This window comes from Ruegeria sp. HKCCA5929 (genome assembly GCF_013034525.1).
Lineage (GTDB): Bacteria > Pseudomonadota > Alphaproteobacteria > Rhodobacterales > Rhodobacteraceae > Ruegeria.
Genome location: NZ_WQGE01000002.1, coordinates 416,587 through 439,253, shown reverse-complemented (window position 1 = coordinate 439,253; position 22,667 = coordinate 416,587). Strand labels below are relative to the sequence as shown.

Genomic DNA, 22,667 nt, shown 5'->3' with positions numbered 1-22,667 from the left:
CCTCCCTTGCCTTTGGTATATACAGAATGGGCGTTCCCATCCCACTTTCCAAGAGGCTGAAGTGGGATTTTACCGAATGCGAGCGTGGGCTGCCACGTGATCAAACCATCTGAATGACGTCTTTTTCTATGGACAGCATATAGCCTTTCTTGGCGATATTCTTGACCAAAAGTTCGCTGACCATTTGATTTCCAAGCGCGTCGCGCAGCCGTTTGATCCGCGTTGCGCCTGCGGCTTCGTCGCAATCGGCAGCATCACGACCGGAAATCATGCCCTCGATCTGGGCACCGGACAGAACCTCGTCATCCAGCCGGGATTCCGCCAGAACGGAAAGGGTTTCCATGGCGGCGGGCGTCAGTTTGAAATCCATATTGTTAAGGTAAACGGTGTTTTCCTCACGGCTGATCAGCAGGGATGTCACCTGAATGCCGGTGCGTTCGATCTGTGCCATGCGTCGATTCATCAGAACCAGCATCACCAGAAAGACCAGTGCCGAGATCATCATCGCACTCGCGAAAACCAGTAATACGTAGATGACCATCCGGTAGCTGGACAAGGTGTCGGCAAAGGCTGTGCCCGATTGGGCCAAGATCTCAAGTAACCGGATTTCTGTTTGCGAGGTCAGGTCAGCCTCGACAAACAAACGCTCGACACGCGCATTGAACGCATTTGCATCTGGCAAGGTCCAGAACAGAAAAATGGCGGCCGTAATCAGAATAAGAACGATGGCAGCGATGCCCAGCACAACCAGCCGGACGCCCGACCGGCGCGCATCAGAAACGGAGATAGAATTGTCCGGCATTGCCCTTCCTCTGATCCAACCCTTCTGGTCCAAAAACGGACTGAACCTCAAGCAGGGTCCAGCCTGACGCGCTCAGGCGCTGGGCGATTTCTGCTTTGGCCTGACCCTTATCGCAGTTCGAGACTTGAATAACCCCGTAATGCAAACGCAGAGGGTTGTCCTTTTTCGCCTTGTAATCCGCATAGCAATCCGCCGCAGACGCGGCAGAGCCAAGCGATATCAGGGCCACAAAGGTCAGAGAAGAGAGGATCTGTTTCATAGGCCGCATCCTGCGCATGAGTTGCTGCGATATTCAATAACCTAAGAGGTTTGCGGGATCTGATATCCGATAACACCGGGCCGTTATTGCTTGGCAGGAACGGCTGCCCCCAGTGTCAGGGCAATCAGGACGCGGTCTGTCACATGGTCGCCCAAACAATCAGAAGGACACGCCTCATGCATAAGAAATTCATCGCTTTGATCATTGCGACCGCGGTTGCCATTACCGGCGTTTCGGCCTCTCAGGCGCGGGCAGCGGATGCCAAGGACATTCTGGGTGGTCTGGCGGCTATCGCGATCATCGGGGCCGGAGTTCATTATTATAATAAGGAAAAGGATAGGAACCGGGCGGCACGCCATCAAACGTATACTCCGAAACCTTACAAGCCCCAGCCGGTGCGCCCATTGCCGCCGCGCGTAGCCCGGTACGATCTGCCCCAGCGCTGCTTGCGTACGTATAACAGCTATTCACAGGACCATTTGTTGCTTGGTCCGAAGTGCCTCAAGAAACACTACAAACATGCCAATAGCCTGCCCCAAGAGTGCAAGGTTGGTTTCTGGAATGGCAAAAAGGTCAAGCGGGCATACGAACCTGCGTGCCTGCGCCAGAAAGGATACCGCGTCGTTTACCAGTAACATCGGTTGAGCAGGAGCGGTGCCAAAGAAGTGCCGCGTTGGAGAGGGCAGTGTGGGCTGCCCTCTCTTTTTACTTGCGGTGCTGCGTGAAACGCGGTTTTCCGATGGCATGACAAAGCCAGATTTCGAACTTGAGCAAGCGCTGCTGGAGCGGGGCCATATCCGTATCGCCGGAGTGGATGAGGTCGGGCGCGGCCCTTTGGCCGGACCGGTTGTTGCCGCCGCCGTGATTCTGAACGCAAAGGATATTCCCGAGGGGTTGAATGACTCTAAGAAGCTAACTGCAAAACGTCGGGCTGCACTGGAGGCAGAGATTCGCGCCAGCGCCGAGTTTGCTGTCGCAGAGGCCACGGTTGCCGAGATTGATGAGATCAACATCCTGAGGGCCTCGCATCTGGCGATGCTGCGCGCGGTCGAGGCACTGACACCGGCCCCCGATTTTCTGCTGATCGACGGAAATATGATTCCGCGTGGTATGAAGATCCCGTCGCAGGCTGTTGTAAAGGGCGATGCTCGTTCGGTGTCGATTGCGGCCGCTTCAATCCTTGCGAAAAACTGGCGCGATCAGGTGATGGTGGATTTGGCGCAACAGCATCCGGGTTATGGATGGGAAACCAACGCCGGTTATCCGTCAAAACAACACAAAGAAGCGCTGCAAAATCTTGGCGTGACCCCACACCATAGACGTTCGTTCAAGCCGGTGCACAATATCTTGTATCAAGAGTAAATCGTAAGTCGCTGATTCAAAAAAGAAATTGACGGCGAATCGTCTTTGACTCATCCTTGTCTCAACCAAATGAGCGCAAAAGCGCCGTGGATACTTGAGGCAGTGATATGACAACGACCACCAAAAAGGGCGCAAAAGCGCTCCCTTTAAACACGATTCTATCCGGGGACTGCATCGATGTGATGAACAGTCTCCCCGAGGCGTCGGTTGACCTGATTTTTGCGGATCCGCCCTATAATCTGCAGTTGAAAGGCCAGTTGCACCGCCCGGATAACTCTCAGGTGGATGCGGTTGATGATCACTGGGATCAGTTTTCCAGCTTTGGGGCTTATGACCAGTTCACCCGCGAATGGCTGAAGGCGGCGCACCGACTGCTGAAGCCCAACGGCGCGATCTGGGTTATTGGGTCTTATCACAACATTTTCCGTGTGGGTTCGGCCCTGCAGGACGCGGGGTACTGGATTTTGAACGACGTTGTATGGCGCAAGTCGAACCCGATGCCGAATTTCCGGGGTAAACGCTTTACCAACGCGCATGAGACGATGATCTGGGCCAGCAAGCGCGAAGGTGCAAAATACACCTTCAACTATGAAGCTTTGAAAGCGCTGAACGAAGGCGTGCAAATGCGCAGTGACTGGGTGCTGCCGATCTGCACCGGGCATGAGCGTCTGAAGGATGAAAACGGCGACAAAGCGCATCCAACACAAAAGCCAGAGTCCTTGTTGCACCGCGTATTGATTGGCTCGACCAATCCGGGCGATGTGATTTTGGATCCGTTCTTTGGCACAGGTACAACCGGTGCAGTCGCCAAAATGCTAGGTCGCGAGTTCATCGGTATCGAGCGCGAGGAAAGCTATCGCAAAGTGGCCGAGAAACGCATCGCCAAGGTGCGCAAGTTCGACCGCGAGGCGCTGGAAGTCAGCGCCAGCAAACGTGCCGAACCGCGCGTACCCTTTGGCCAACTGGTCGAACGTGGGATGCTGAGACCCGGCGAAGAGCTGTATTCCATGAACCAGCGCCACAAGGCCAAAGTGCGCGCCGATGGCACGCTGGTCGGTCAAAACGTCAAAGGCTCGATCCATCAGGTTGGCGCGCATCTGGAAAACGCCCCTTCCTGCAACGGCTGGACATACTGGTGCTTCAAGCGTGATGGAAAAACCGTACCCATCGACGTTCTGCGTCAGCAGATCCGGGCCGAGATGAACTGATTTCAAGAACACCGCCGGTGCCTGTGGCCTGACACTAGGCACTAAGCCTTGCCCCGCCGATCCTACGGCGGGGTCTTTTGTTTTGGCATCAACAGTGATTGCATGACAATGACCCTGACACTGCAAGAAAGATCACGGCCATGACCGAGACGACCGCGCAGCCCCGCCGCAGCCTGTTTTTTACACAGCCTGATACATACGATCTGGATAACAAATATACCGAGGCCGCGTTAGAACGGCATAAGCGCGAAGGGTTGGAACTGGCCGTGCGTGCCCGTTGGGTGGCGATGGCGCTGACTGGCGTTCTTCTGATTTTCCTGAACCCGCAGTGGGAGGTGCTTTGGTATCACTTCATCCTGCTTTTGATCTGCGCGAACGGTTGGCTGATCCGTCGGGCCGGTCGCGTTGGGCAATCCCGTGCCGAGCTGTTTTTGATCTTCGTCGATCTGCTGATCATGACGCTTGGAATGATCGTACCTAACCCGTTCAGCGATGATGTCCGGCCGCTGGCGATGCAATATCGGTTCGATAACTTCCAATATTTCTTCATCATTCTCGCTGCTGGGACTCTGGCCTATTCTTGGCGCACGGTGATTGCCATCGGCTCCTGGACCGCGATGATGTGGACGGCGGGCTGGATCATTGCCTGGTGGGTGGCGACACCCATTCCGGGGATCAGCGAAAAGGTTGCAACGGCATTGCAGGGCTATCCGGACGTTGCCGAATTGTTGGACCCCAACAGCTTCATGGCCCCGCAGCGTATCCAGCAGGTCATCGTTTTTGTCATGGTTGCAGTGACATTGGGTATCTCGATGCGGCGACTGAACCAGCTGCTGATGAGCAACGCCGGTTTGGAACGGGAACGGGCCAATCTGTCGCGATATTTCTCACCCAACGTGGTGGATGAACTCAGCCAGAATGACGAACCGCTGAAACAGGTCCGTAAAGAGAATGTGGCGGTCTTGTTCATCGACATCGTGGGTTTCACAAAATACGCCGCTGGCCGTGATCCTTATGAGGTCATCGAGGTGCTGCGGGGCTTCCACGCCCGAATGGAGACCGAGGTGTTCCGGCACCACGGAACCCTGGACAAGTATCTGGGTGACGGGCTGATGGCGACCTTTGGCACGCCGGTGCCGACGCCCTTGGATGCAAGCAATGCGCTGGGCTGCGCGCGCGCGATGGTGAAGGTGATCGACCGCTGGAATCTGGATCGTCGGCGTGCGGGAGAATCCGAAATCCAAGTTGGTATTGGGGTGCACTATGGCTCGGTCGTTTTGGGGGACATCGGCGCCAACCGGCTGGAGTTCGCAGTGATCGGTGATGCGGTTAATGTGGCGGCCAAGCTGGAAGCGCTGACGCGCGAGTTTCAGGCAAACATAGTTGTCAGCGATGCTGTGCGGGAACGGGTAGCCGAAGAAAATCCCACTGTGCCAGATGCGATGGAAGGTTTCACTGCACATCGCGATCAATCTGTCCGCGGGGTAGAGGCTCCGATGAATATCTGGGTGATGAAGAACTGAAACCCTCCCGCCCATCAGAACAGCATCGAAGATGCCGTGCTGACAGTTGGGCCAGACAGCGCGCAGACGCGCGCTGCGGTCACGCTTTGGGCATCTGGTTCATAGCCTTGTTATAAGGGTGCCAATCCGTAATTTCGGGATAGTAGTGACGTCTCCATTCCCGAACACGCGGGTTCATCACCCGCCGCCAAAGCGGAGGGATCATCGCCGCAACGGTCATCACCGGATAGCCATACGGCAATTGTGGGGCTGAGTCTGGTCTGTGATGTTGCAACAGGGGAAACCGACGGTTGGGTTTGTAGTGATGGTCGGAATGGCGCTGCAGATTGATCAGCAACCAATTTGACGCTTTATGCGCCGCATTCCAGGAATGACGCGGCAAGACGTGTTCGTACCGACCGTCGCCCAGGTATTTACGAGTTAGGCCGTAGTGTTCGACGTAGTTGACCAGCTCAAGCTGCCAGATTGCGACACCGGCTTGCAGCAGGAACAGGGCCAAACCAGCCCACCCTCCGATCAGCGCAGCCAGCGCCAGCATCGCGCCTTGCAGGGCCCAGTATCGCCAAAACGGGTTGGAACGATCCGTCCATGGCCGGTCTTTACGGGCCAACTTGTCGCGTTCGGCGTTGAAGGCTGACAAAAAGCATTGCCACAGAACGCGGGGATAAAAGCGGTGGAACCCTTCGTTGTACCGGGCCGTCACCGGATCGCGCGGTGTGCCCACGTAACGGTGATGGACCAGCAGATGTTCGGACCGGAAATGAGAATACAGCACCATGGCCAAAAGGATGTCACCCAGCCACCGTTCGCCCCGGCTTTTCTGGTGCATAAGCTCGTGGCTGTAGTTGATCCCGATTGTACCGGACAGGACGCCCATACCGAAAAACAGACCGATTTTTGCGGGCGTCGACAGGTGGTTGGTGTGGGTTGCATACCAGATCAAACCAAACAGCGTCAGGAATTGAAGCGGCACCCAGAGCTTGGTCAGCAGGATGTACCAGTGCAACACATCATCAGATGTCTCCGGATCTGCATTCTGCTCGTTCAGGCCGGTGATCCGGTCCAGAACCGCAAACGCCCACCAAGTCGAAAGAGGGATCAACAGGACCCACCAGCCTCCGGCAATTGCGGTGAACCAGATTAGCGGGATCAATAGCAGAGACACCCAGAAAGGGGATGCGGACTGCCAGCGGGACAGTGTGCCTGTTGCGATCATCTTCTCTGCTCCGACTTTTTCGAACATAACCTAGCCGCGACCCAATGGATTGCACAGCGGTCTTATTGTTGTCTCCACAGATCATAGGCTTTGCGCATCACCGTGGGCAGATCGCTGGGCTTGAAACTATGCTTGTCCAACACTGTCAGGTGCTCGGGGACGTTGTCATCTTCGATATCGGCGGCCCAAACCCTGAGTATCAAATGGAAATGCGTGAAGGTATGGCGAACTTCAGCCGGCAGGATCGCCCAATCTGCCGGGAACGGGGCGCTTTCGGCTGGCGCATCGTTCCACTCTGATCCGGGCCAGCCCAGCATTCCGCCCAGAAGGCCCTTATCCGGCCGACGCTCCAAAACCATGGCCCCGTCTGCCTTACGCGCAATATAGACGTGGCCATAACGGGTGGGTTTGGGCCTTTTCGGCGTTTTTCGGGGAAGGTCGGCCTGGGTTCCTGCGATGCGGGCCTGACAGGGGTCACGCAACGGACATATGCCGCAGGCCGGAGATTTCGGCGTGCAGATCGTGGCCCCCAAATCCATAACAGCCTGAGCATAATCCCCGGGTCGGGTGGGCGGCGTCAGAGCCTCGGCCTTTTCTTTCAGCAAAGGTTTGGACCCTGGCAAAGGATCGTGAATGTCATAAAATCGGGCCATGACCCGTTCGACATTGCCATCCAGCACTGTTTCGGGCTGATCAAATGCAATGGCCGAGATCGCAGCGGCGGTATACGGGCCAATGCCGGGAAGTTTCAGTAGCGCCTCATAGGTGTCAGGAAACCGGCCATCGTGATCTTGCGCCACAGCACGGGCGCATTTCAGCAGGTTGCGGGCACGGGCATAATACCCAAGCCCAGCCCATTCCCCCATCACCTGTTCATCCGGCGCAGCGGCAAGCGCTTGAACCGTTGGCCAGCGGGTTGTGAAACGCAGGAAATAGTCCCGCACTGCCGCCACGGTGGTTTGCTGCAACATCACTTCGGATAGCCAGACCCGATAGGGGTCAGGGCGCACCCCGGCGGCCCGATCCGCAGGGCTGACGCGCCATGGCATGTCGCGCGCGTGGCGGTCATACCACTCTAAAAGCGGGGTGCTGACGGTGAATTCAGGGGAATCACGCAAGTTTTATTCATCTCCTTGTCGGGTTTCGCTGGCACCCGATGGTCTGCCTATTACAATAGCGGTGTAGGAGTGGGAAACCAGATGCAACGCAGACGTTCCTCGACCCGCGGGTTCAAACGCACCGCGTCTTTGCTGAACGATCAGATCCGGCGCGCCGGTGAAAGCCGGGGCTTTGCCGTGTCGCGGTTGTTGACCCATTGGGCCGAGATTGTGGGTCAGGACACCGCTGCCATCGCGCGCCCTGTCAATGTGGGCTATGGTAAGGGTGGTTTCGGCGCGACCCTGACCGTGCTGACCACCGGCCCGCACGCACCGATGCTGGAAATGCAGAAGGAACAACTGCGCGGTAAGGTCAACGCGGTTTACGGATACAACGCCATCAGCCGCATCCGCATCACCCAGACCGCCCCGACCGGATTTGCCGAGGGGCAAGCCAGTTTCGACCACAAGCCGAAGCAGGCAAAACCCCAGATTGCACCTGACGTTGCCGCAGAAGCAGACAAAGTGTCACGCGACGTGAATGATGAAGATTTGCGCGCGGCTCTTGAACGTCTTGCATGCAACGTTTTATCCAAACAGAAACGCTGAGAAAGGGCTGAGAATGAGCCGTATTGCAACCGTAATCTGTGCGGCCGTCGCCGTCGCCGCTGGCGGCTATTGGCTGTCGCTGTCAAATTCCAATTCGTCCAACCTGTTGGTGGGCACTGCCGAGGCGCAGGAGGCGGATATTGATACCTCGACCATCATCGAAATGGTGCAGGGTGCCGAAGACGCACCGGTCGAGATCATCGAATATGCCTCTTACACCTGCCCGCATTGTGCGAATTTTCATCAGGGCGCGTATAAGCAACTCAAGAAAGACTTTATCGATACAGGAAAGGTCAAATTCACCTATCGTGAGGTGTATTTTGACCGTTACGGTTTGTGGGCGTCGATGGTTGCGCGTTGCGCGGGACCAGAGAAGTTTTTTGGCCTCACCGACGTGATCTACGAGAAGCAGTCCGAGTGGACACGCGCGGGCGGTCCGGCTGAGATCGTTGACGAGCTGCGCAAGATCGGTCGTTTGGCCGGGATCGACGGCGATCAGCTTGAAGCGTGCCTGCAAGACGGCACCAAAGCGCGTACGCTTGCTGCATGGTATCAGGAAAACGCTGAGCGCGACGGCATTCAGTCGACGCCGTCCTTCATTGTGAACGGCAAGAAGGTCGACAATCAATCCTACGCGGATTTTAAGAAGCTGATCGAAGCCGAGCTTGGCAGCTGATCTTCTTCCGGTCGACCCCAATGGGGTCGGCCGAACCTACTTAGGTGACGGGGCTACGGTTAGCAGCATTTCCTTCACCTTTTCGCCTTCTGGTATCTGCAGCCGGACCGGCAGCGTGATCACTTTGCTACGGAAAGCACGGGGCAGGCGCACAGCGTCTTTTTCGGTCGTAATCATCTGAGCCCCTAACATACGTGCTTCGTTTTCCAGCCGGGTCATCAAGGCCTGGGTCAGGGGCTGGTGATCGTCCAATGCTTCGGCCCGCACCAGCTCGACACCCAGACGGCGCAGGGTCTGAAAGAATTTTTCGGGATAGCCGATACCTGCAAAGGCCAGTGCGCGCGTCCCTGTCCAATCCATACCGGTCTGCAAAGGTTCAATGACTCCGGCGACATGCGGAACGGTCACTTGTGTGCTCCATTGCGAAGAAAACGCCTTCTGCGCGGCCTTATCGCCTAGTGACAGCACCAGATCGGCGCGTTGCAAGCCAACGTTCACAGGTTCGCGCAAAGGACCGGCGGGCAAGCAAAGCCCGTTTCCAAATCCGCGTTGGGCATCGACAACGATGATGGAAAAATCTTTGGCGACCGAAGGGTTTTGAAACCCATCGTCCAGCACGATCACCGTCGCGCCCGCAGCCGCAGCCGCCCGAGCACCAGCAGCCCGGTCCTTGGCGACCCAAACCTCACCAAACATTGCTAGCAACAGCGGCTCATCTCCGACCTCGGCGGCGGTGTGTTTGGCAGGATCGACCAGCACCGGGCCTTCCAGCGACCCCCCATGCCCACGCGTGACGACATGTGGCTCGTGCCATGCATTTCTAAGCTGTTCGAGGGTCCAGATCACCGTAGGTGTCTTGCCAGTCCCACCGGCATTGAGGTTGCCGATACAGATCACCGGCACGCCCGGCTGTTCACCGACCTTTGAAGCGACCCTGCGGGCCGTGGCAGCGGCATAAAGATGACCGAACGGTGCAAGCAGACGCGCCCTGATGTCCAGATGATCCGGCGCGGTGCTCCAGAAATCAGGCGCCCGCATGTTCTGCACTCCGCTGATCCAGAATATCCTGCACCATTTCGATCAGGGCATCTGCTTGTGGTGCGCCTTCGGTTATCATCTGCCATCCCGCCAATGCCATGCCTGCCGCAAGATCCGGTGCAAGAAGTTCGATCAGAGCATCCCCCAGTTCGGTTGCTGTCTTGACCTGTTTGGCAGCACCAGCCTGCCGCAGCTGAGAATACAAAGCGTCGTGGCGATGAACAAACGGCCCGTAAATTATAGCAGATCCCAATGCAATCGACTCAGAGGGATCACGACCGCCCGCGCCGCGCTCCAGCGAACTGGCCATAAAAGTGACGGCGGACACGCGACACCACAGGCCCAGGTTTTCTGGGTCCGATGTCAGTATTACCTGCGTGGTATCTTCAATCTCTTCTCCGGCGTCCCAATTGACGCAGCGTAGGTCCATAGTTTCAAGCCGCCGTTTCAGCGGCCCGACCTCTAGTTCATCAGCCACGTGCAACACAAGGACAAGCCGGTGCAGCATGCGAAGGGCCTGCCGGTGTGCCGTCAGAACTGAGATAAATTCTTTGTCTTGAACCCAGGCTGCCAGCCAGACGGGTCGCCCGGCAAGGGTGTGATTGGTTTCAATCAGCTCGTCTTCGGGCCATGGCCTGGGGTTGGGGCTGATGCGCAGGGGGGGCGATTCATGGACTTTGGCGGATGGAATGCCCAGTCGGCGGATCTGGCGCGCTGTTTCTGGCGATGCAGTCATGACGTGTTGAAAACAGTCAAACGTGGCCCGCGTGATATCCGGCAACCAGCGTGCGCTTCGGGGTAAGGTAACGCTGAACTGAGCATCGAACAGTACAAGCGGGATGTTGTGTTCATCGGCTCGGGTCAGAATGTTCGGCATCAGATCACCGCCCACCCAAAGCCCCATAGACGGACGCCAGTGATCCAGGAAGCCACGCACAGCACCGCTTTGGTCCTGAGGCAGGTTGACCAGCGGGAAATCATGTTGCGGCCAGCTGTCCAAATCTACGTCAGGCGGCGTTGTCAGGACGAAGTTCAGATCGGATCGAACTTGCAGCATCCGGTGGCAAAAATCGTTCACCGCGCGCAAACGACCCGGAGTGGCCACATGGACCCAGAGAAGCTCGCCTTCGGGACGTGGCAGGTCGGTATGTTGCCCGACGCTGTTGCGCATTCCCCATGACAGAACCCGGTAGGCCGCAAGGCTCAAAGATCGCGGTTTGCTCATGCTCCGATCCCGGGTCCGGTTGGATCCAGCCGTTTTGACAGCTCTTCGTGAAGCGTCGCATTCGCAGCGATAACACCGTTCAGCCTGGGGTGGGCATTGTTGAACACCAAGGGCTGCCCCGCCCGATCGGAACAGATACCGCCTGCCTCGCGGATGATCAGATCACCGGCGGCGATGTCCCATTCCCAGCTGGGGCGCAGTGTCAGCATCGCGTCGAACCGTCCCTGCGCGACCAGAGCCATGCGATAGGCCAGCGACGGTCGATAGGCGCGTTCGAAATGGGGCACATGCCCATCGCGCCAATGCCGTGTATCGAGATTTGGTTTGGCAGCCAGAATTTCCGAGCGCTGCAAGTCTGCAATAGCCGAAATGGTGATCGTCTCACCATTCAGCGTAGCGCCCTTTCCTTGGGCGGCGGCATAGAGCAGATCCCGCATTGGAAGGTAAACCACAGCAGCCGTCACCCGACCTTCATCGGCGACGGCAATGGAATGCGCCCAAGTACGTGCGCCTTCGGCAAAGCTGCGGGTGCCGTCAATCGGATCGATGATAAAGGCACTGCGGCACTCCAGCCGTTCTGCCGTATCCTCAGATTCTTCGCTCAACCAACCGTATCCCGGCCGTGCGGCGCGCAACTGCTCCTCGAGCATTGCATTCACGGCCAGATCGGCCTCGGTCACCGGACCGGCGCCATCGGGTTTATCCCAGCGCTGCGCCTGCGTCCCGGAATACCGTGTGGCGATCTTGCCGGCCTCAAGCGCTGCGTCAATCAGCAGGGACAGGTCAGTTGCCGGCAAGTGTCATTCCTTCGATCAGCAACGACGGAACCACGCGCGACAGATATGGACGGGCGTCATTGGCCGGAACAATCCGGCGCAGCATGTCGCGCAGATTACCTGCGATGGTGCATTCATTGACCGGATGCGTGATTTCGCCGTTTTCCACCCAGAACCCAGAGGCCCCACGGGAATAGTCACCGGTGTTGGGGTTGATCGTCGATCCGATCATGGACGTGACCAACAAGCCGGTGCCCATATCCCGCAACAGATCAGCGCGGCTTTGTTCGCCCTGCGTCAGGCTGAGGTTCCAGTTGCTGGGCGACGGCGGGCCGGACACGCCGCGCGCGGCGTTACCTGTCGACACCATGTCTAGTTTTCGGGCGCTGGACAGGTCCAGCGTCCAACCAGTGAGGACACCGTTTTCTACAATCGCTCGACGCTGTGTCGGCAAGCCCTCGGCATCAAAAGGGCGCGAGCCCGAGATCCGCGGGCGATGGGGGTCTTCGATGATGGACAGGTGCGCGGGCAAAACCTCTTGACCCAGACAATCCTTCAGCCAGGACGCACCCCGCGCAATAGCCGCGCCATTACTGGCGGCCAGCAGATGGCCGATAAGAGACGACGAGATGCGTTCATCAAACAACACTGGGAAACTGCCGGTTTCGGGCTTGCGTGCGCCAACCTGTTGCACGGCGCGTTCGCCTGCCGTGCGCCCGATTTCGTCGGCGCTGCGCAGGTCGGACTGAAACGTCCGGCTGTCGCCGTCGTAATCCCGTTCCATCCCGGTGCCTTCGCCCGAAATCGCAACGCAAGACACAGATCGGCTGCTGCGTTCGTATCCGCCGGTAAACCCATTTGTGGCGGCCAGATGCACGCGGTGGGTTCCATAGCTTGCCGCCGCATCTGAGACCTGAGTGACACTCGGCACAGCCATTGCTGCGGCTTCGGCTGTCAGAGCATCCTGCATCAGGGTTTCGGCGGATGGGGCGGGGGTTGGGTCCAGCATCTCAAGCGATTGCACATCCCAATCAATTACCAATTGGTCACTTTCTGCCAGCCCGGAAAAGGGATCTTCAGGGGCTTCTTTGGCCATGGCCACAGCGCGTTCAGCCATTGCGTGCAGGGTTTCCGGGCGGCTGTCGGAACTGGATACGATGGCAGACCGTTTGCCCAGAAAAACCCGCAGCCCCAGATCTGTGCCTTCCGAGCGTTCCGCATGTTCCAGTGCGCCGCTGCGCACCTCAACCGCGACCGAGGAGCCGTCAAGCACGATGGCATCTGCTGCCTCCGCGCCTGCCTTGCGGGCCACATCAAGCAATTGCTGGCTGATTTCTTCTGGTGTGCGGGTCATGTGGCCTCCGGATTTATGTCCAACGACCTAGCCTTGGACCGCCCGTGTCGCAAGACCCGTGACCGGATTGTGTGATGAGGATTTTGAAGAACCCACCCGGTTACAGTGATTTTGGGTGGAAAACGTAAGAAAGGGCTGCAAGGTATGCAGCCCTTTTCCCAACTTTACTTAAGGCGCTGACCATTTGCCAGAATCTGGCCATCTTCGGTAAATTCGATGGTCGAGTTCAGTGTGTCGGGTTGTTCGCCCGGAACTGCCATCAGACCCATCATCATCCGGGCGCCCAAGGCGTCATTGTCCGAAATGATGCCCATGCCGATCAGGGTGTCGATCAACTGGTTGGCGCCGACAAGCTGAAGGTTCGCAACGCCGCTTGGGCTGGGCAGACCGTCAAATTCTTCGGTGTTCGAATTGTCGAACGCGAAATCGCCATCACCTGTCAGTTTCGCACCGACCAAAGACACCAGAAGCTCGTTGATTTTCAGAGAATGCAGCTCTCCCGGAGCTTCGTCTGACTCGATGTCGATTTCCGGATCAAAAATGTTCATCAGAACCTTTGCCGTTCCGGTTGCATCCAGGGCAATCGTTGCCGGATCACGCGGCAGCGCACCTGCGGGGTCGAAAATGCTCCAAAGCACGTCTGACATCGTGAAATCGGTCAGATTGAATCCCAACCCAAACGGCTGAACCTCGTCCGATTGCTGAACCGGGAACTCAAAGTTGAGCCCGGCCTTGGCCATTGAGATCTCAATCGGGAAGGGCAGGTCTGCGGTCGTCACCGCAAGTTTCGTGCTGTTTTGGTCGATATCATAGACCAGTTTCTCAGAGTCGATGGTGGCGGCAAAGCGTCCGCCTTCCGACGTACTGTTCATCGAGAACGCCTGACCTTCGCTGGTGCCGCTCAGGTCGGTGCTGCCCGAAGCGTAGGTAAAGATGCCGTCGAAGGCAAAACCGGCTTCGTAGAAAGATTGTGGGTCCGAAAGGTCAATGTCTTTCGGAAACACGTTTTCGCCCTCGAACGCCAGTTGGTCCAGCTGACCATTGATCAAACCGGTTTCGCCACTTTCAGGATCCTGAAAGTTCATGTTGTAGGTCAGGCTGGCTGCGTTGAACGTCTGGGTGAGATCGCGGTTTTCACCGATTTGCATGCGTGAGCTGCCTGTCAGGTCACTTGCTTCAACCGCCAGGTTAAAGACATCATCCGGGACCGCTTCGCCCTCGACCTCGATCGACTCCAATACTACACCCAGCGTATCGGCGGCGTAGTCATAGGTCATGTCTTCGGGAGAGCCCGAAACCACCATGTTCAACTGTTTGTGAGTGTAGTTCACAGTCGCCGAAAAGTCGCCTTCCTCAGCCTGACCCGTGACGACCATTGGAAAGCTTTCCGGCACACCGACAGTCACGGTTCCATCGCCGTTTTCCGTCAGCGTCATCTCTGGCATGACCATTTGGAATTGCCCGTCTTCTTCGGGCAGTGCCAATGAAAGTGTCATGTTCGAAATGGTAGTTACGCCACCCGCCGAGCTTTCGTCGCCCGTGACGGTGTATCCCATCGAGGTGAAATAGCCTTGCCAATTGGCCCAGACATCATCAGCCGTCAGGTCGGCAAACGCACCCTGAGTGGCAAAGGCATAGGCCAAAGCTGCACCGCAACTGCGGCGTAAGAAAACGGACATAAGGTAACCCTTCTTGATCAATTTGTGGCGCATGGTCGGGTTTGTGGCGGGTATCGTCAAGGGGGCAAGGGCTGGACCCTTTCCCCGTTTCCGCGCTACGGCTGTAGCCGACAGCAATTGCAGCGCGCGAGGAGGGGCAGATGCAGGGTAAAACGGTACTCATTACAGGGGCCAGCCGGGGAATCGGGGCCGAAGCGGGGCGCGTTTTTGCCGCGGCCGGGGCAAATGTCGTCTTGGTGGCGCGCAGCCACGACCAGATCGACGCTTTGGCTGCTGCGCTGGGCGATCAGGCCATCGCGTTGGCGTGTGATGTCAGCGAATTTGCGCAGGTCGAACAGGCTGTGGCCACGTGCGTGGATCATTTCGGTGGGTTGGATGTTTTAATTGGTAATGCCGGTGTGATCGATCCGATCTTTCATCTCTCGAACGCGGATGTAGAGGCTTGGAGCAAGGCGATCGACATCAATCTTAAAGGTGTCTTTTACGGAATGCGCGCCGCGCTGCCGATCATGCGGGCCGCTGGCGGAGGAAGCATTCTGACCATCTCGTCCGGGGCGGCATCAAACCCGGTTGAAGCTTGGAGCCACTACTGCGCCTCCAAGGCCGGGGCAAAAATGCTGACGGAATGTCTACATCTGGAAGAGGCCCATAACGGCATTCGCGCTATGGGCTTGTCACCGGGAACCGTGGCCACGGATATGCAGCGGTCGATCAAGGCCAGCGGCATCAATCCGGTCAGTCAACTGGATTGGGATGTGCACATCCCCGCAGACTGGCCCGCGCGGGCGCTGCTCTGGATGTGTTCCGATGAAGCGAATGAGTTTTTGGGCACCGAAATCTCGCTGCGGTTGGAAGAGATCCGCAAACGGGTTGGGCTGATATGATCGATCTGACCAAAGAGGATGGTCTTTGGATCGCCAAGATCAACAACCCGGACAAAGCCAACGCTCTGACCGGGGCGATGCTGGCGGAACTGGCTGAGATCGCCGAAGCTGCGACCGAGGCAAAGGCGTTGATCCTGACAGGTGCAGGCAAGGTGTTCAGTGCTGGTGCCGATCTTGATGAGGCGCGCGCCGGTCTGGCCACGTCGGATGTCTGGGAGCGTCTGTCTGGCGCCATTGCCGCGCTGCCCTGCCTGACCGTTGCAGCGTTGAACGGAACCCTGGCCGGTGGGGCCAACGGGATGGCCCTGGCCTGCGATCTGCGTATCGCGGTGCCCTCGGCCAAATTCTTCTATCCTGTGATGAAACTGGGATTTCTGCCGCAACCCTCCGATCCCAAAAGGCTGACAGCTTTGGTTGGACCGGCGCGCGCAAAGCTGATTCTGATGGCGGGTCAAAAGATCACTGCACAAGAGGCTTATGCGTTTGGATTGGTAGACCGGATTGTCGAGCCTGATCACCTGATGCAAACCGCACGCGATCTGGTGGCCGATAGCGTCAACGCCGACCCGAAGATTGCCGCCGGAATCGCAAGGTTGTGTTCATGAGGATCTCTGCCCTGCGTCTGCGGGTCGATGATCCGCGCCAGTTGGCGGCCTTTTATCGAGACATTTTGGGCATGTCCGTCAGGGAAGAAGGCGCAATCGTTCGTGTAGGTTATGCGGGCGAGGATGCAGACCTTCTGTTGCTGCCCGACGGCGGTGGATACACGCATGACCGGGGCCAGCGTTATTGGAAAATCGGCATAACCGTACCGGATGTTGATCTTGCTGCGACCCATCTGCGCGCGCGGGATGTTCCGGTAAGCGATCCGAACCAGTTCCTGGATATCGGCTACATGTGTCATCTGGCCGACCCTGAAGGCTTTGTCATCGAGCTGCTGCAACATGATTTCGAAGGCAACCGGCCTTTGCACGCTGCTGATCCCAATGCGCCGTTCGCGCAGGCGCGGATCGGTCAGATCACTTTGCGGACCGGGGATATCGCGGCTGAAGATACATTCTGGCGCGGGCAGGGCATGTCGTTGCTATCGATGCAAGAGGTTGCTCCTTACGGCTTTGACCTGCATTTCTATGCTTTCACGCAGGAAACGCCTCCGAACACTGATCTGTGGTCGGTTGAAAACCGGGAATGGCTGTGGAAACGGCCCTATACAACGCTGGAATTTCAGCACGTTGCGGGGGCTCAGTTTGCGCCTGTGCCAGATTATCAGGGCATTGAAATCGAAGGCGTGCCTGAACCTCTGACTGACGCCTTTGGTGATCCGATCCTGCCGGGTTGATCACCGTCCGCGCCGTTTGCCTGGAACCTTTGACCGAAAGCCGGGTGGGCGTTTGCGAACCCAGTTCAGGAACTTTTCCAACCTTGGATGCGCGCGCAGGGCTTCGATTGTGTTGAAATTGCGTGCCAGTTCGGCCTCGGTCAGGGTGGCATGGACTTCTTTATGGCAGATCTGATGCAAAAGAACGGTTGGTCCGCCCTTGCCTCCTTTGAGTTTTGGGATCAGATGATGCAGGCTGCCGCCTCCGTCGGGGATCGGGCGGTCGCAGAGCGGGCAGATCGGATCGCTGTTCGTCATGATGGTTGGAAACTTGCGCCTGAAAGCGGCGAAGGCAAGAGGGTGTGAATGGCGCAGGCAGTGGTGATCGGAGCAGGTCCCGCCGGGTTGATGGCCGCTGAACAACTGGCCGCTGCAGGGTATTCCGTGCTGGTGGCCGAGGCCAAACCGTCAGTCGCGCGGAAGTTCCTGATGGCTGGAAAATCTGGACTGAACCTGACCAAAGATGAGCCGTTCGGTACCTTGATCCGCGCATACGGCGAGGCCGCGGATTGGTTGAATCCGATGATTTCTGCTTTCGATTCCGAGGCAGTACAGAGCTGGGCGCGTGACTTGGGTCAGCCCTTGTTTACGGGTTCAACAGGCCGGGTTTTTCCCGAGGTTATGAAAGCCTCGCCCCTGTTGCGGGCCTGGCTGGCCCGGTTAAGCGATGCAAAGGTTGAGGTCAAAACCCGCTGGCGCTGGACAGGTTGGGAAGGCGAGGCGCTGATATTTAACACACCCGACGGGCCGCGCAGTATTTCACCAGATGCCACCGTACTGGCGCTGGGTGGGGCAAGCTGGGCACGCCTTGGCTCGGACGGTCAGTGGTCAGAGGCTCTTGCAAGTAGAGGTGTGGCTCTGGCTCCTTTCGAGCCTGCGAATTCTGCCCTGTCCGTGGATTGGAGCGACCATATGCGGCCGCATTTTGGGGCCGCGTTGAAATCGGTCCGTTGGATAGCAGGCGATTCTGAAAGTCGCGGGGAAGCCGCAATTTCTGCAAAGGGGCTGGAGGGCGGCGGGTTGTATTCGCTCACCCCAGCCTTGCGTGCCGGACAGCCGTTGTTTGTGGATTTGGTGCCCGATCTGGATCAGCAAACCCTTGAGGCGCGCTATGGCGCGAAACGGTCGAAGGTTACACTGTCCCAATGGCTTAGAAAGTCGCTGAACCTGTCGCCTCAGAAGGTTGCGTTGTTTCATGAGATGGTGAAACGCAGCGGCACAGGTCAACCAGATCAGGTTGCAGTGTTAAAGAAACTGCCCATCCTGCACGCTGGTCTGCGCCCGATGGACGAAGCAATCTCGACGGCAGGGGGCGTAAAAAGGGCGTCATTGGATGACGGGCTGATGCTGACCGCGTTGCCGGGTGTGTTCTGCGCCGGAGAGATGTTGGACTGGGAGGCCCCGACAGGGGGCTATTTGCTGACAGCCTGCCTAGCTACGGGGCGTTGGGCTGGTCTGGCAGCCGCAGATTGGCTGGAAAAGACCCGGTAGTTCAACGTGATCGCGCCAGCATCGCAAGGCGGATCATGGCGCGTTCCACCAAGGCCATAGCGGGTGCCGTTTGACCTGCAGACCGAAGCGATAGATCCGTGTCGGTTAGAACCGTCAGAGCAGTTTCCAGCTTGGGTGCACCCCATCCCTGCGCCTGTCGCAGAATACGGTCCCGCCGCTTGCCATAAACCGGCGGGCGCAGCTTTCCGATACCCTGTGCCGCGCCGCCTGGATCCGAGGCGCAGGCATAAAGCGTGCGAAAATGGCGGGTGGCCCCAATGCACAATGTCACGCCATTTGTCCCTTGCGCCTGCAAGCGCCGGATCAATGGGCCGATCTCGCCCGCGCGGCCTTCGGCCACTACGTTCAAAACATCGTCCAAAGCAGCCTCGGTCGAGCGCGGGGCGCAAGCCTCGATGTCTTCGATGGTCAGCTCTGAACTGTCGCCGCGCTTGTAAAGCGAAAGTTTCTCAACGGTTTGGGCGAAATCGCCGGGGCTGAGGCTGACGGCCAGCTCGCTGATGGCAGACATGACATCGCGCGGTATATTCTTCAGGCCCGATTCGGTCAGAATCCGTTCCACCTCGGCGCGGGATGGCGGGTCGTCATAGATGCCTACCGCATAAGCCGCGGGATGTGCTTCGAACGCTTTGCGAATTTTCGAACTGGGTTTCAGCTGCCCGGCCGTGACGATGATCTGGGCGTCTCCGGGGGCCCAATCCTCAAGCGCGGCCAGTATCGAAGGTGCTGCGGTTTCGGTGGCCTCTTCGACAAATACCGCGCGGGGACCGGGAAAGAACCCAACGGCCTTGACGGCATCCAGCAACAACGCGGGATCGCCGCGCAGATCGCTGCCGGGCAGGCGTGTCAGGCGCATTTCCTCTTCGGCACCGGGGCCAAGCAAAGCTGTTAGAACCTGCTGACGCTTGAGCGCGACCCGCATCGCATCTGCGCCATAGATCAGCAATCCGGTCTTGTCCGCGTCCGGCTTGGAGAAATATCCGTCAGCCTCGCGCGGGCTCAGCTTCATGTGGCCAGATCCGGTGTTGCATTCAGTCGGTTCACGATCTGGCTCGACAGAATAACCATCAGGCGGTCTTTGGCGTCGCGCTCATCAGCCAGTGTGGAAACAGTTGAACCTGCGGCGGAGTAAGACACAAAGTCGGAGGCCGTGCCCGAGGCTACGATCTGTCCGGTTTCGTTGGACCGCAGCGTATACTGGGCCCGCCCGTCAATCGTGTACCGTTGCGTTTCATTCGTCGTGGTGATCGCGGCCCCACGCGTCACGGTCGTGACCCGCACGTCCAGTTTGTACGCGCTGACCGCACCGGCGCTGCGACCCAGTTGCTGTTCCAGATTCTGGACCAGAAGATAGCTGTCGACATTGTTCGGCTCGGACACAGCAACTTTGCCGTAGAGTTGCGAACCCGTTCCCCCGGGTGCGTAGACCGGTTGGAAGCCACAGGCCGCGCCAAGGAAACAGGCGGCCAGCGGCATCAGCAAAAGGGTCCTGCGGTTAAACAACGACATTCACGATCCGACCTGGAACTACGATCACTTTCTTGGGCGCGTTACCATCCAGCGCCTTTTGCACAGCTTCGGTGCTGAGCGCGATTTTTTCAACCTCGTCCTTGGCCAGATCCTTGGAGACGCTGATTTCCGCACGACGCTTGCCATTGATTTGAATCGGCAGGGTGACGGTGTCGTCGATCAGCATCGCCTCATCCGCGACGGGCCAGGTTGCGGTGGCCACCAGACCTTCGCCACCCAGCAGTTGCCAAAGCTCTTCAGACAGGTGCGGGGTCATCGGCGACATCAGTTGCGCAAGCGTTTTGGCTGCTTCGCGTTTGGCCGCGGTGCCAGCTTTGGACTTGGCCAGCGTGTTGGTGAAGGCATATAGCTTGGCGATCGATGCGTTGAAGCCAAAGGATTCGACGCCACCCGACACGTCGTGGATCGCCTTGTGCATTTCGCGCAGCAGGGCTTCGTCCTCGGCATTGGCCGGAACGTCCGAATCGGCGATTTCCGACGCGATGCGATGCACACGGCTGAGGTGCTTGAATGCAGCCTCAGCGCCCGATGCGGTCCATTCCACATCCCGCTCAGGTGGCGAATCGGACAGCACGAACCAGCGCGCGGTGTCGGCACCGAAGGCCGAGATGATGCTGACCGGGTCCACCACGTTCTTCTTGGATTTAGACATCTTGGCCGAAGGGATAATCTCGACCTCAGTGCCATCAGCCAGTTTGCCGTCATTCACATCCTCGGGCAGGTGATAGACCGGGCGGCCATTAGCGTCGCGAGTCTGGTAGATCTCATGCGTCACCATGCCTTGGGTGAACAGCGCGTCGAACGGTTCGATGGCTTTTTTCGGCAGGTGACCGGTTATGTTCATCGCGCGTGCAAAGAATCGGGAATAGAGCAAGTGCAGAATCGCGTGCTCGATGCCGCCGATATACTGATCGACATTCATCCAGTATTCAGCTTCGGCCAGATCGGTGGGCGTTTCGGCGCGCGGCGCAGTGAAACGAGCGAAATACCAAGACGAATCGACAAAGGTGTCCATCGTATCGGTTTCGCGCTTGGCCGGAGCCCCACATTTCGGGCAGGCACAGTCGCGCCACGTCGGGTGGCGGTCCAACGGGTTGCCCGGTTTGTCGAATGTCACATCGTCGGGCAGGCGGACTGGCAGGTTTTCTTTCTTCTCGGGCACCACACCGCAGCTGTCGCAGTGCACAACAGGAATCGGGCAGCCCCAATAGCGCTGGCGGCTGAGGCCCCAGTCACGCAGGCGGTATTTGGTGACGTCTTCGCCCCAACCGGCCTTTTCGGCGAAATCGACGGTCACGTTGATCGCCTCGTCGCCGGTGGCCTCGGTCAGGCCTGCGAAATGGTTCACCCAGCGGACTTTTTCGGTTTTCGGCGGAACGAACGCGATTTTGTCGACCGGCGTGTCATCTTCGAGGGCAAAGAACGTATCGACCACCGGCAGACCGTATTTGCGGCAGAAATCAAGATCGCGCTGGTCATGCGCCGGGCAGGCAAAGATTGCGCCGGTGCCGTAGTCCATCAGGATGAAGTTCGCGATCCAAACCGGCAGCTCCCAGTTTGGGTCCAGCGGGTGCTTGACGCGAATACCGGTGTCATAGCCCAGCTTTTCTGCCGTCTCGATGGCCTCTTCGGTGGTACCACCTTTGCGGCATTCGGCAACAAATTCAGCAACTTCTGGGTTTTCGGCCTCGAGCTGCTTGGCAATTGGATGATCCGGCGAGATACCAACAAAAGACGCGCCCAGCAGCGTATCGGGACGAGTCGTGTAAACCGTGATTGGGTCGCCACCATCGGTGCGTTCAAACCCGAATTGCAGGCCGCGCGACTTGCCGATCCAGTTTTCCTGCATCAGGCGCACTTTGGCGGGCCAGTTGTCCAATGTATCCAGCGCGTCGAGCAATTCTTCTGAATAGTCCGAAATCTTGAAGAACCATTGGGTCAGTTCGCGACGCTCGACCAACGCGCCCGAACGCCAACCGCGTCCGTTTTCCACCTGTTCATTGGCCAGAACGGTCATATCGACCGGGTCCCAGTTCACCACGGCGTTTTTGCGGTAAACCAGCCCGGCTTCGAGCATATCCAGGAACAACGCCTGCTGCTGGCCGTAATATTCCGGGTCACAGGTGGCAAATTCACGCGACCAGTCGATGGACAGGCCCAAAGGCTTCATCTGCCCGCGCATGTCGGCGATGTTGCCGTAAGTCCAGTCTTTGGGGTGGCCACCAATGGCCATCGCGGCGTTTTCCGCAGGCATCCCGAAGGCGTCCCAGCCCATCGGGTGCAGCACGTTATGTCCTGTCGCCAGCTTGTGACGCGCAATCACGTCACCCATGGTGTAGTTGCGCACATGCCCCATATGGATTCGGCCCGAGGGGTAGGGGAACATCTCAAGCACATAATACTTTGGCTTGTCCGCCTTGTGGTTGGCGGTGAAGATTCCGGCCTTGTCCCAGGCCTCTTGCCATTTTGCTTCGATTTCGTTGGCCGAGTAGCGCGACATCGTGCGGTCCTTCGTGAATGAAAACGCCGGGTAGGAACC

General features: G+C 58.0%; 23 protein-coding genes. 10 read left to right on the top strand and 13 right to left on the bottom strand.

Going from position 1 to position 22,667, the window contains the following annotated elements:
* Positions 1-100: 100 nt before the first annotated feature.
* Together GOV90_RS06895 and GOV90_RS06890 are read right to left on the bottom strand one after the other, a co-directional pair.
* Positions 101-802 carry a helix-turn-helix domain-containing protein gene (locus GOV90_RS06895; RefSeq protein ID WP_171095792.1) on the bottom strand — a complete coding sequence of 234 codons (702 nt, stop codon included), beginning with the start codon at positions 800-802 and terminating at the stop codon, positions 101-103.
* Positions 774-1,061 carry a hypothetical protein gene (locus GOV90_RS06890; protein ID WP_171095794.1) on the bottom strand — a complete coding sequence of 96 codons (288 nt, stop codon included), beginning with the start codon at positions 1,059-1,061 and terminating at the stop codon, positions 774-776. Before GOV90_RS06890 ends, GOV90_RS06895 begins: the two co-directional genes overlap by 29 nt.
* Before the next feature lie 176 nt (positions 1,062-1,237).
* Here GOV90_RS06890 and GOV90_RS06885 point away from each other — a divergent pair, with 176 nt between their 5' ends.
* The 4 genes from GOV90_RS06885 (at position 1,238) to GOV90_RS06870 (ending at position 5,154) form a co-directional block, all read left to right on the top strand.
* Positions 1,238-1,696: a hypothetical protein gene (locus GOV90_RS06885; protein WP_171095796.1), complete on the top strand. Its 459-nt coding sequence runs from the start codon at positions 1,238-1,240 to the stop codon at positions 1,694-1,696.
* Positions 1,697-1,805: 109 nt separating this feature from the next.
* Positions 1,806-2,423 (top strand): ribonuclease HII, encoded by a 618-nt coding sequence (locus GOV90_RS06880; RefSeq protein WP_171105873.1) that lies wholly within the window; start codon positions 1,806-1,808, stop codon positions 2,421-2,423.
* 107 nt (positions 2,424-2,530) lie between these two features.
* Entirely contained in the window at positions 2,531-3,631 is a 1,101-nt protein-coding gene (locus tag GOV90_RS06875) for a site-specific DNA-methyltransferase (RefSeq protein ID WP_171095800.1), read from the top strand.
* Between the two features lie 140 nt (positions 3,632-3,771).
* Positions 3,772-5,154, top strand: a complete 1,383-nt coding sequence (locus GOV90_RS06870) for an adenylate/guanylate cyclase domain-containing protein (protein WP_171095801.1) — start codon at positions 3,772-3,774, stop codon at positions 5,152-5,154.
* 79 nt (positions 5,155-5,233) lie between these two features.
* On the opposite strand, the gene GOV90_RS06865 is transcribed toward GOV90_RS06870, so the two are convergent.
* Entirely contained in the window at positions 5,234-6,370 is a 1,137-nt protein-coding gene (locus tag GOV90_RS06865) for an alkane 1-monooxygenase (protein WP_171095803.1), read from the bottom strand.
* Positions 6,371-6,432: 62 nt separating this feature from the next.
* Entirely contained in the window at positions 6,433-7,488 is a 1,056-nt protein-coding gene (gene mutY, locus GOV90_RS06860; protein WP_171095805.1) for an A/G-specific adenine glycosylase, read from the bottom strand.
* A gap of 81 nt (positions 7,489-7,569) precedes the next feature.
* On the opposite strand from mutY, the gene GOV90_RS06855 reads away from it, so the two are divergent.
* Both GOV90_RS06855 and GOV90_RS06850 read left to right on the top strand, forming a co-directional pair.
* Positions 7,570-8,076, top strand: a complete 507-nt coding sequence (locus GOV90_RS06855) for a DUF721 domain-containing protein (protein WP_171095807.1) — start codon at positions 7,570-7,572, stop codon at positions 8,074-8,076.
* A gap of 13 nt (positions 8,077-8,089) precedes the next feature.
* Entirely contained in the window at positions 8,090-8,752 is a 663-nt protein-coding gene (locus tag GOV90_RS06850; protein ID WP_171095810.1) for a DsbA family protein, read from the top strand.
* A 36-nt stretch (positions 8,753-8,788) separates the two neighbouring features.
* Here GOV90_RS06850 and lpxK read toward each other — a convergent pair whose 3' ends face one another.
* From lpxK to GOV90_RS06825, 5 genes are all read right to left on the bottom strand, one after another.
* Positions 8,789-9,790 carry a tetraacyldisaccharide 4'-kinase gene (gene lpxK, locus GOV90_RS06845; protein ID WP_171095811.1) on the bottom strand — a complete coding sequence of 334 codons (1,002 nt, stop codon included), beginning with the start codon at positions 9,788-9,790 and terminating at the stop codon, positions 8,789-8,791.
* Entirely contained in the window at positions 9,777-11,015 is a 1,239-nt protein-coding gene (locus GOV90_RS06840) for a 3-deoxy-D-manno-octulosonic acid transferase (RefSeq protein WP_171095814.1), read from the bottom strand. The genes lpxK and GOV90_RS06840 overlap by 14 nt, the downstream gene beginning before the upstream one ends.
* Positions 11,012-11,812 (bottom strand): 3'(2'),5'-bisphosphate nucleotidase CysQ, encoded by an 801-nt coding sequence (locus GOV90_RS06835; protein WP_171095816.1) that lies wholly within the window; start codon positions 11,810-11,812, stop codon positions 11,012-11,014. The genes GOV90_RS06840 and GOV90_RS06835 overlap by 4 nt, the downstream gene beginning before the upstream one ends.
* Positions 11,799-13,145: a TldD/PmbA family protein gene (locus GOV90_RS06830; RefSeq protein WP_171095818.1), complete on the bottom strand. Its 1,347-nt coding sequence runs from the start codon at positions 13,143-13,145 to the stop codon at positions 11,799-11,801. Before GOV90_RS06830 ends, GOV90_RS06835 begins: the two co-directional genes overlap by 14 nt.
* A gap of 164 nt (positions 13,146-13,309) precedes the next feature.
* The gene (locus tag GOV90_RS06825; protein ID WP_171096029.1) at positions 13,310-14,824 is read right to left on the bottom strand and encodes a DUF2125 domain-containing protein; all 1,515 of its coding nucleotides are present in this window, start codon (positions 14,822-14,824) and stop codon (positions 13,310-13,312) included.
* A 140-nt stretch (positions 14,825-14,964) separates the two neighbouring features.
* On the opposite strand from GOV90_RS06825, the gene GOV90_RS06820 reads away from it, so the two are divergent.
* The 3 genes from GOV90_RS06820 to GOV90_RS06810 are packed head-to-tail and all read left to right on the top strand — an operon-like array spanning position 14,965 to position 17,047.
* Positions 14,965-15,708, top strand: a complete 744-nt coding sequence (locus GOV90_RS06820) for an SDR family oxidoreductase (RefSeq protein WP_171095820.1) — start codon at positions 14,965-14,967, stop codon at positions 15,706-15,708.
* Entirely contained in the window at positions 15,705-16,313 is a 609-nt protein-coding gene (locus GOV90_RS06815; RefSeq protein ID WP_171095822.1) for an enoyl-CoA hydratase/isomerase family protein, read from the top strand. Before GOV90_RS06820 ends, GOV90_RS06815 begins: the two co-directional genes overlap by 4 nt.
* Positions 16,310-17,047: a VOC family protein gene (locus GOV90_RS06810; protein WP_171095824.1), complete on the top strand. Its 738-nt coding sequence runs from the start codon at positions 16,310-16,312 to the stop codon at positions 17,045-17,047. Before GOV90_RS06815 ends, GOV90_RS06810 begins: the two co-directional genes overlap by 4 nt.
* Here the strand turns inward: GOV90_RS06810 and GOV90_RS06805 are convergent, their stop codons facing one another.
* On the bottom strand, positions 17,048-17,344 hold the full coding sequence (locus GOV90_RS06805; protein ID WP_171095826.1) for an HNH endonuclease: 297 nt from the start codon (positions 17,342-17,344) through the stop codon (positions 17,048-17,050).
* A gap of 48 nt (positions 17,345-17,392) precedes the next feature.
* Here GOV90_RS06805 and GOV90_RS06800 point away from each other — a divergent pair, with 48 nt between their 5' ends.
* Complete coding sequence (locus tag GOV90_RS06800; RefSeq protein ID WP_171095828.1) at positions 17,393-18,577, top strand: TIGR03862 family flavoprotein; 1,185 nt, start codon at positions 17,393-17,395, stop codon at positions 18,575-18,577.
* A 1-nt stretch (position 18,578) separates the two neighbouring features.
* Here the strand turns inward: GOV90_RS06800 and holA are convergent, their stop codons facing one another.
* Genes holA through leuS form a run of 3 tightly spaced genes read right to left on the bottom strand, consistent with a single transcriptional unit; the run spans position 18,579 to position 22,628 of the window.
* Positions 18,579-19,607, bottom strand: a complete 1,029-nt coding sequence (gene holA, locus GOV90_RS06795) for a DNA polymerase III subunit delta (protein WP_171095830.1) — start codon at positions 19,605-19,607, stop codon at positions 18,579-18,581.
* Positions 19,604-20,107, bottom strand: a complete 504-nt coding sequence (lptE, locus tag GOV90_RS06790; RefSeq protein WP_171095832.1) for an LPS assembly lipoprotein LptE — start codon at positions 20,105-20,107, stop codon at positions 19,604-19,606. Before lptE ends, holA begins: the two co-directional genes overlap by 4 nt.
* Complete coding sequence (gene leuS, locus GOV90_RS06785; protein WP_171095834.1) at positions 20,094-22,628, bottom strand: leucine--tRNA ligase; 2,535 nt, start codon at positions 22,626-22,628, stop codon at positions 20,094-20,096. The genes lptE and leuS overlap by 14 nt, the downstream gene beginning before the upstream one ends.
* Between the last annotated feature and the right edge of the window lie 39 nt (positions 22,629-22,667).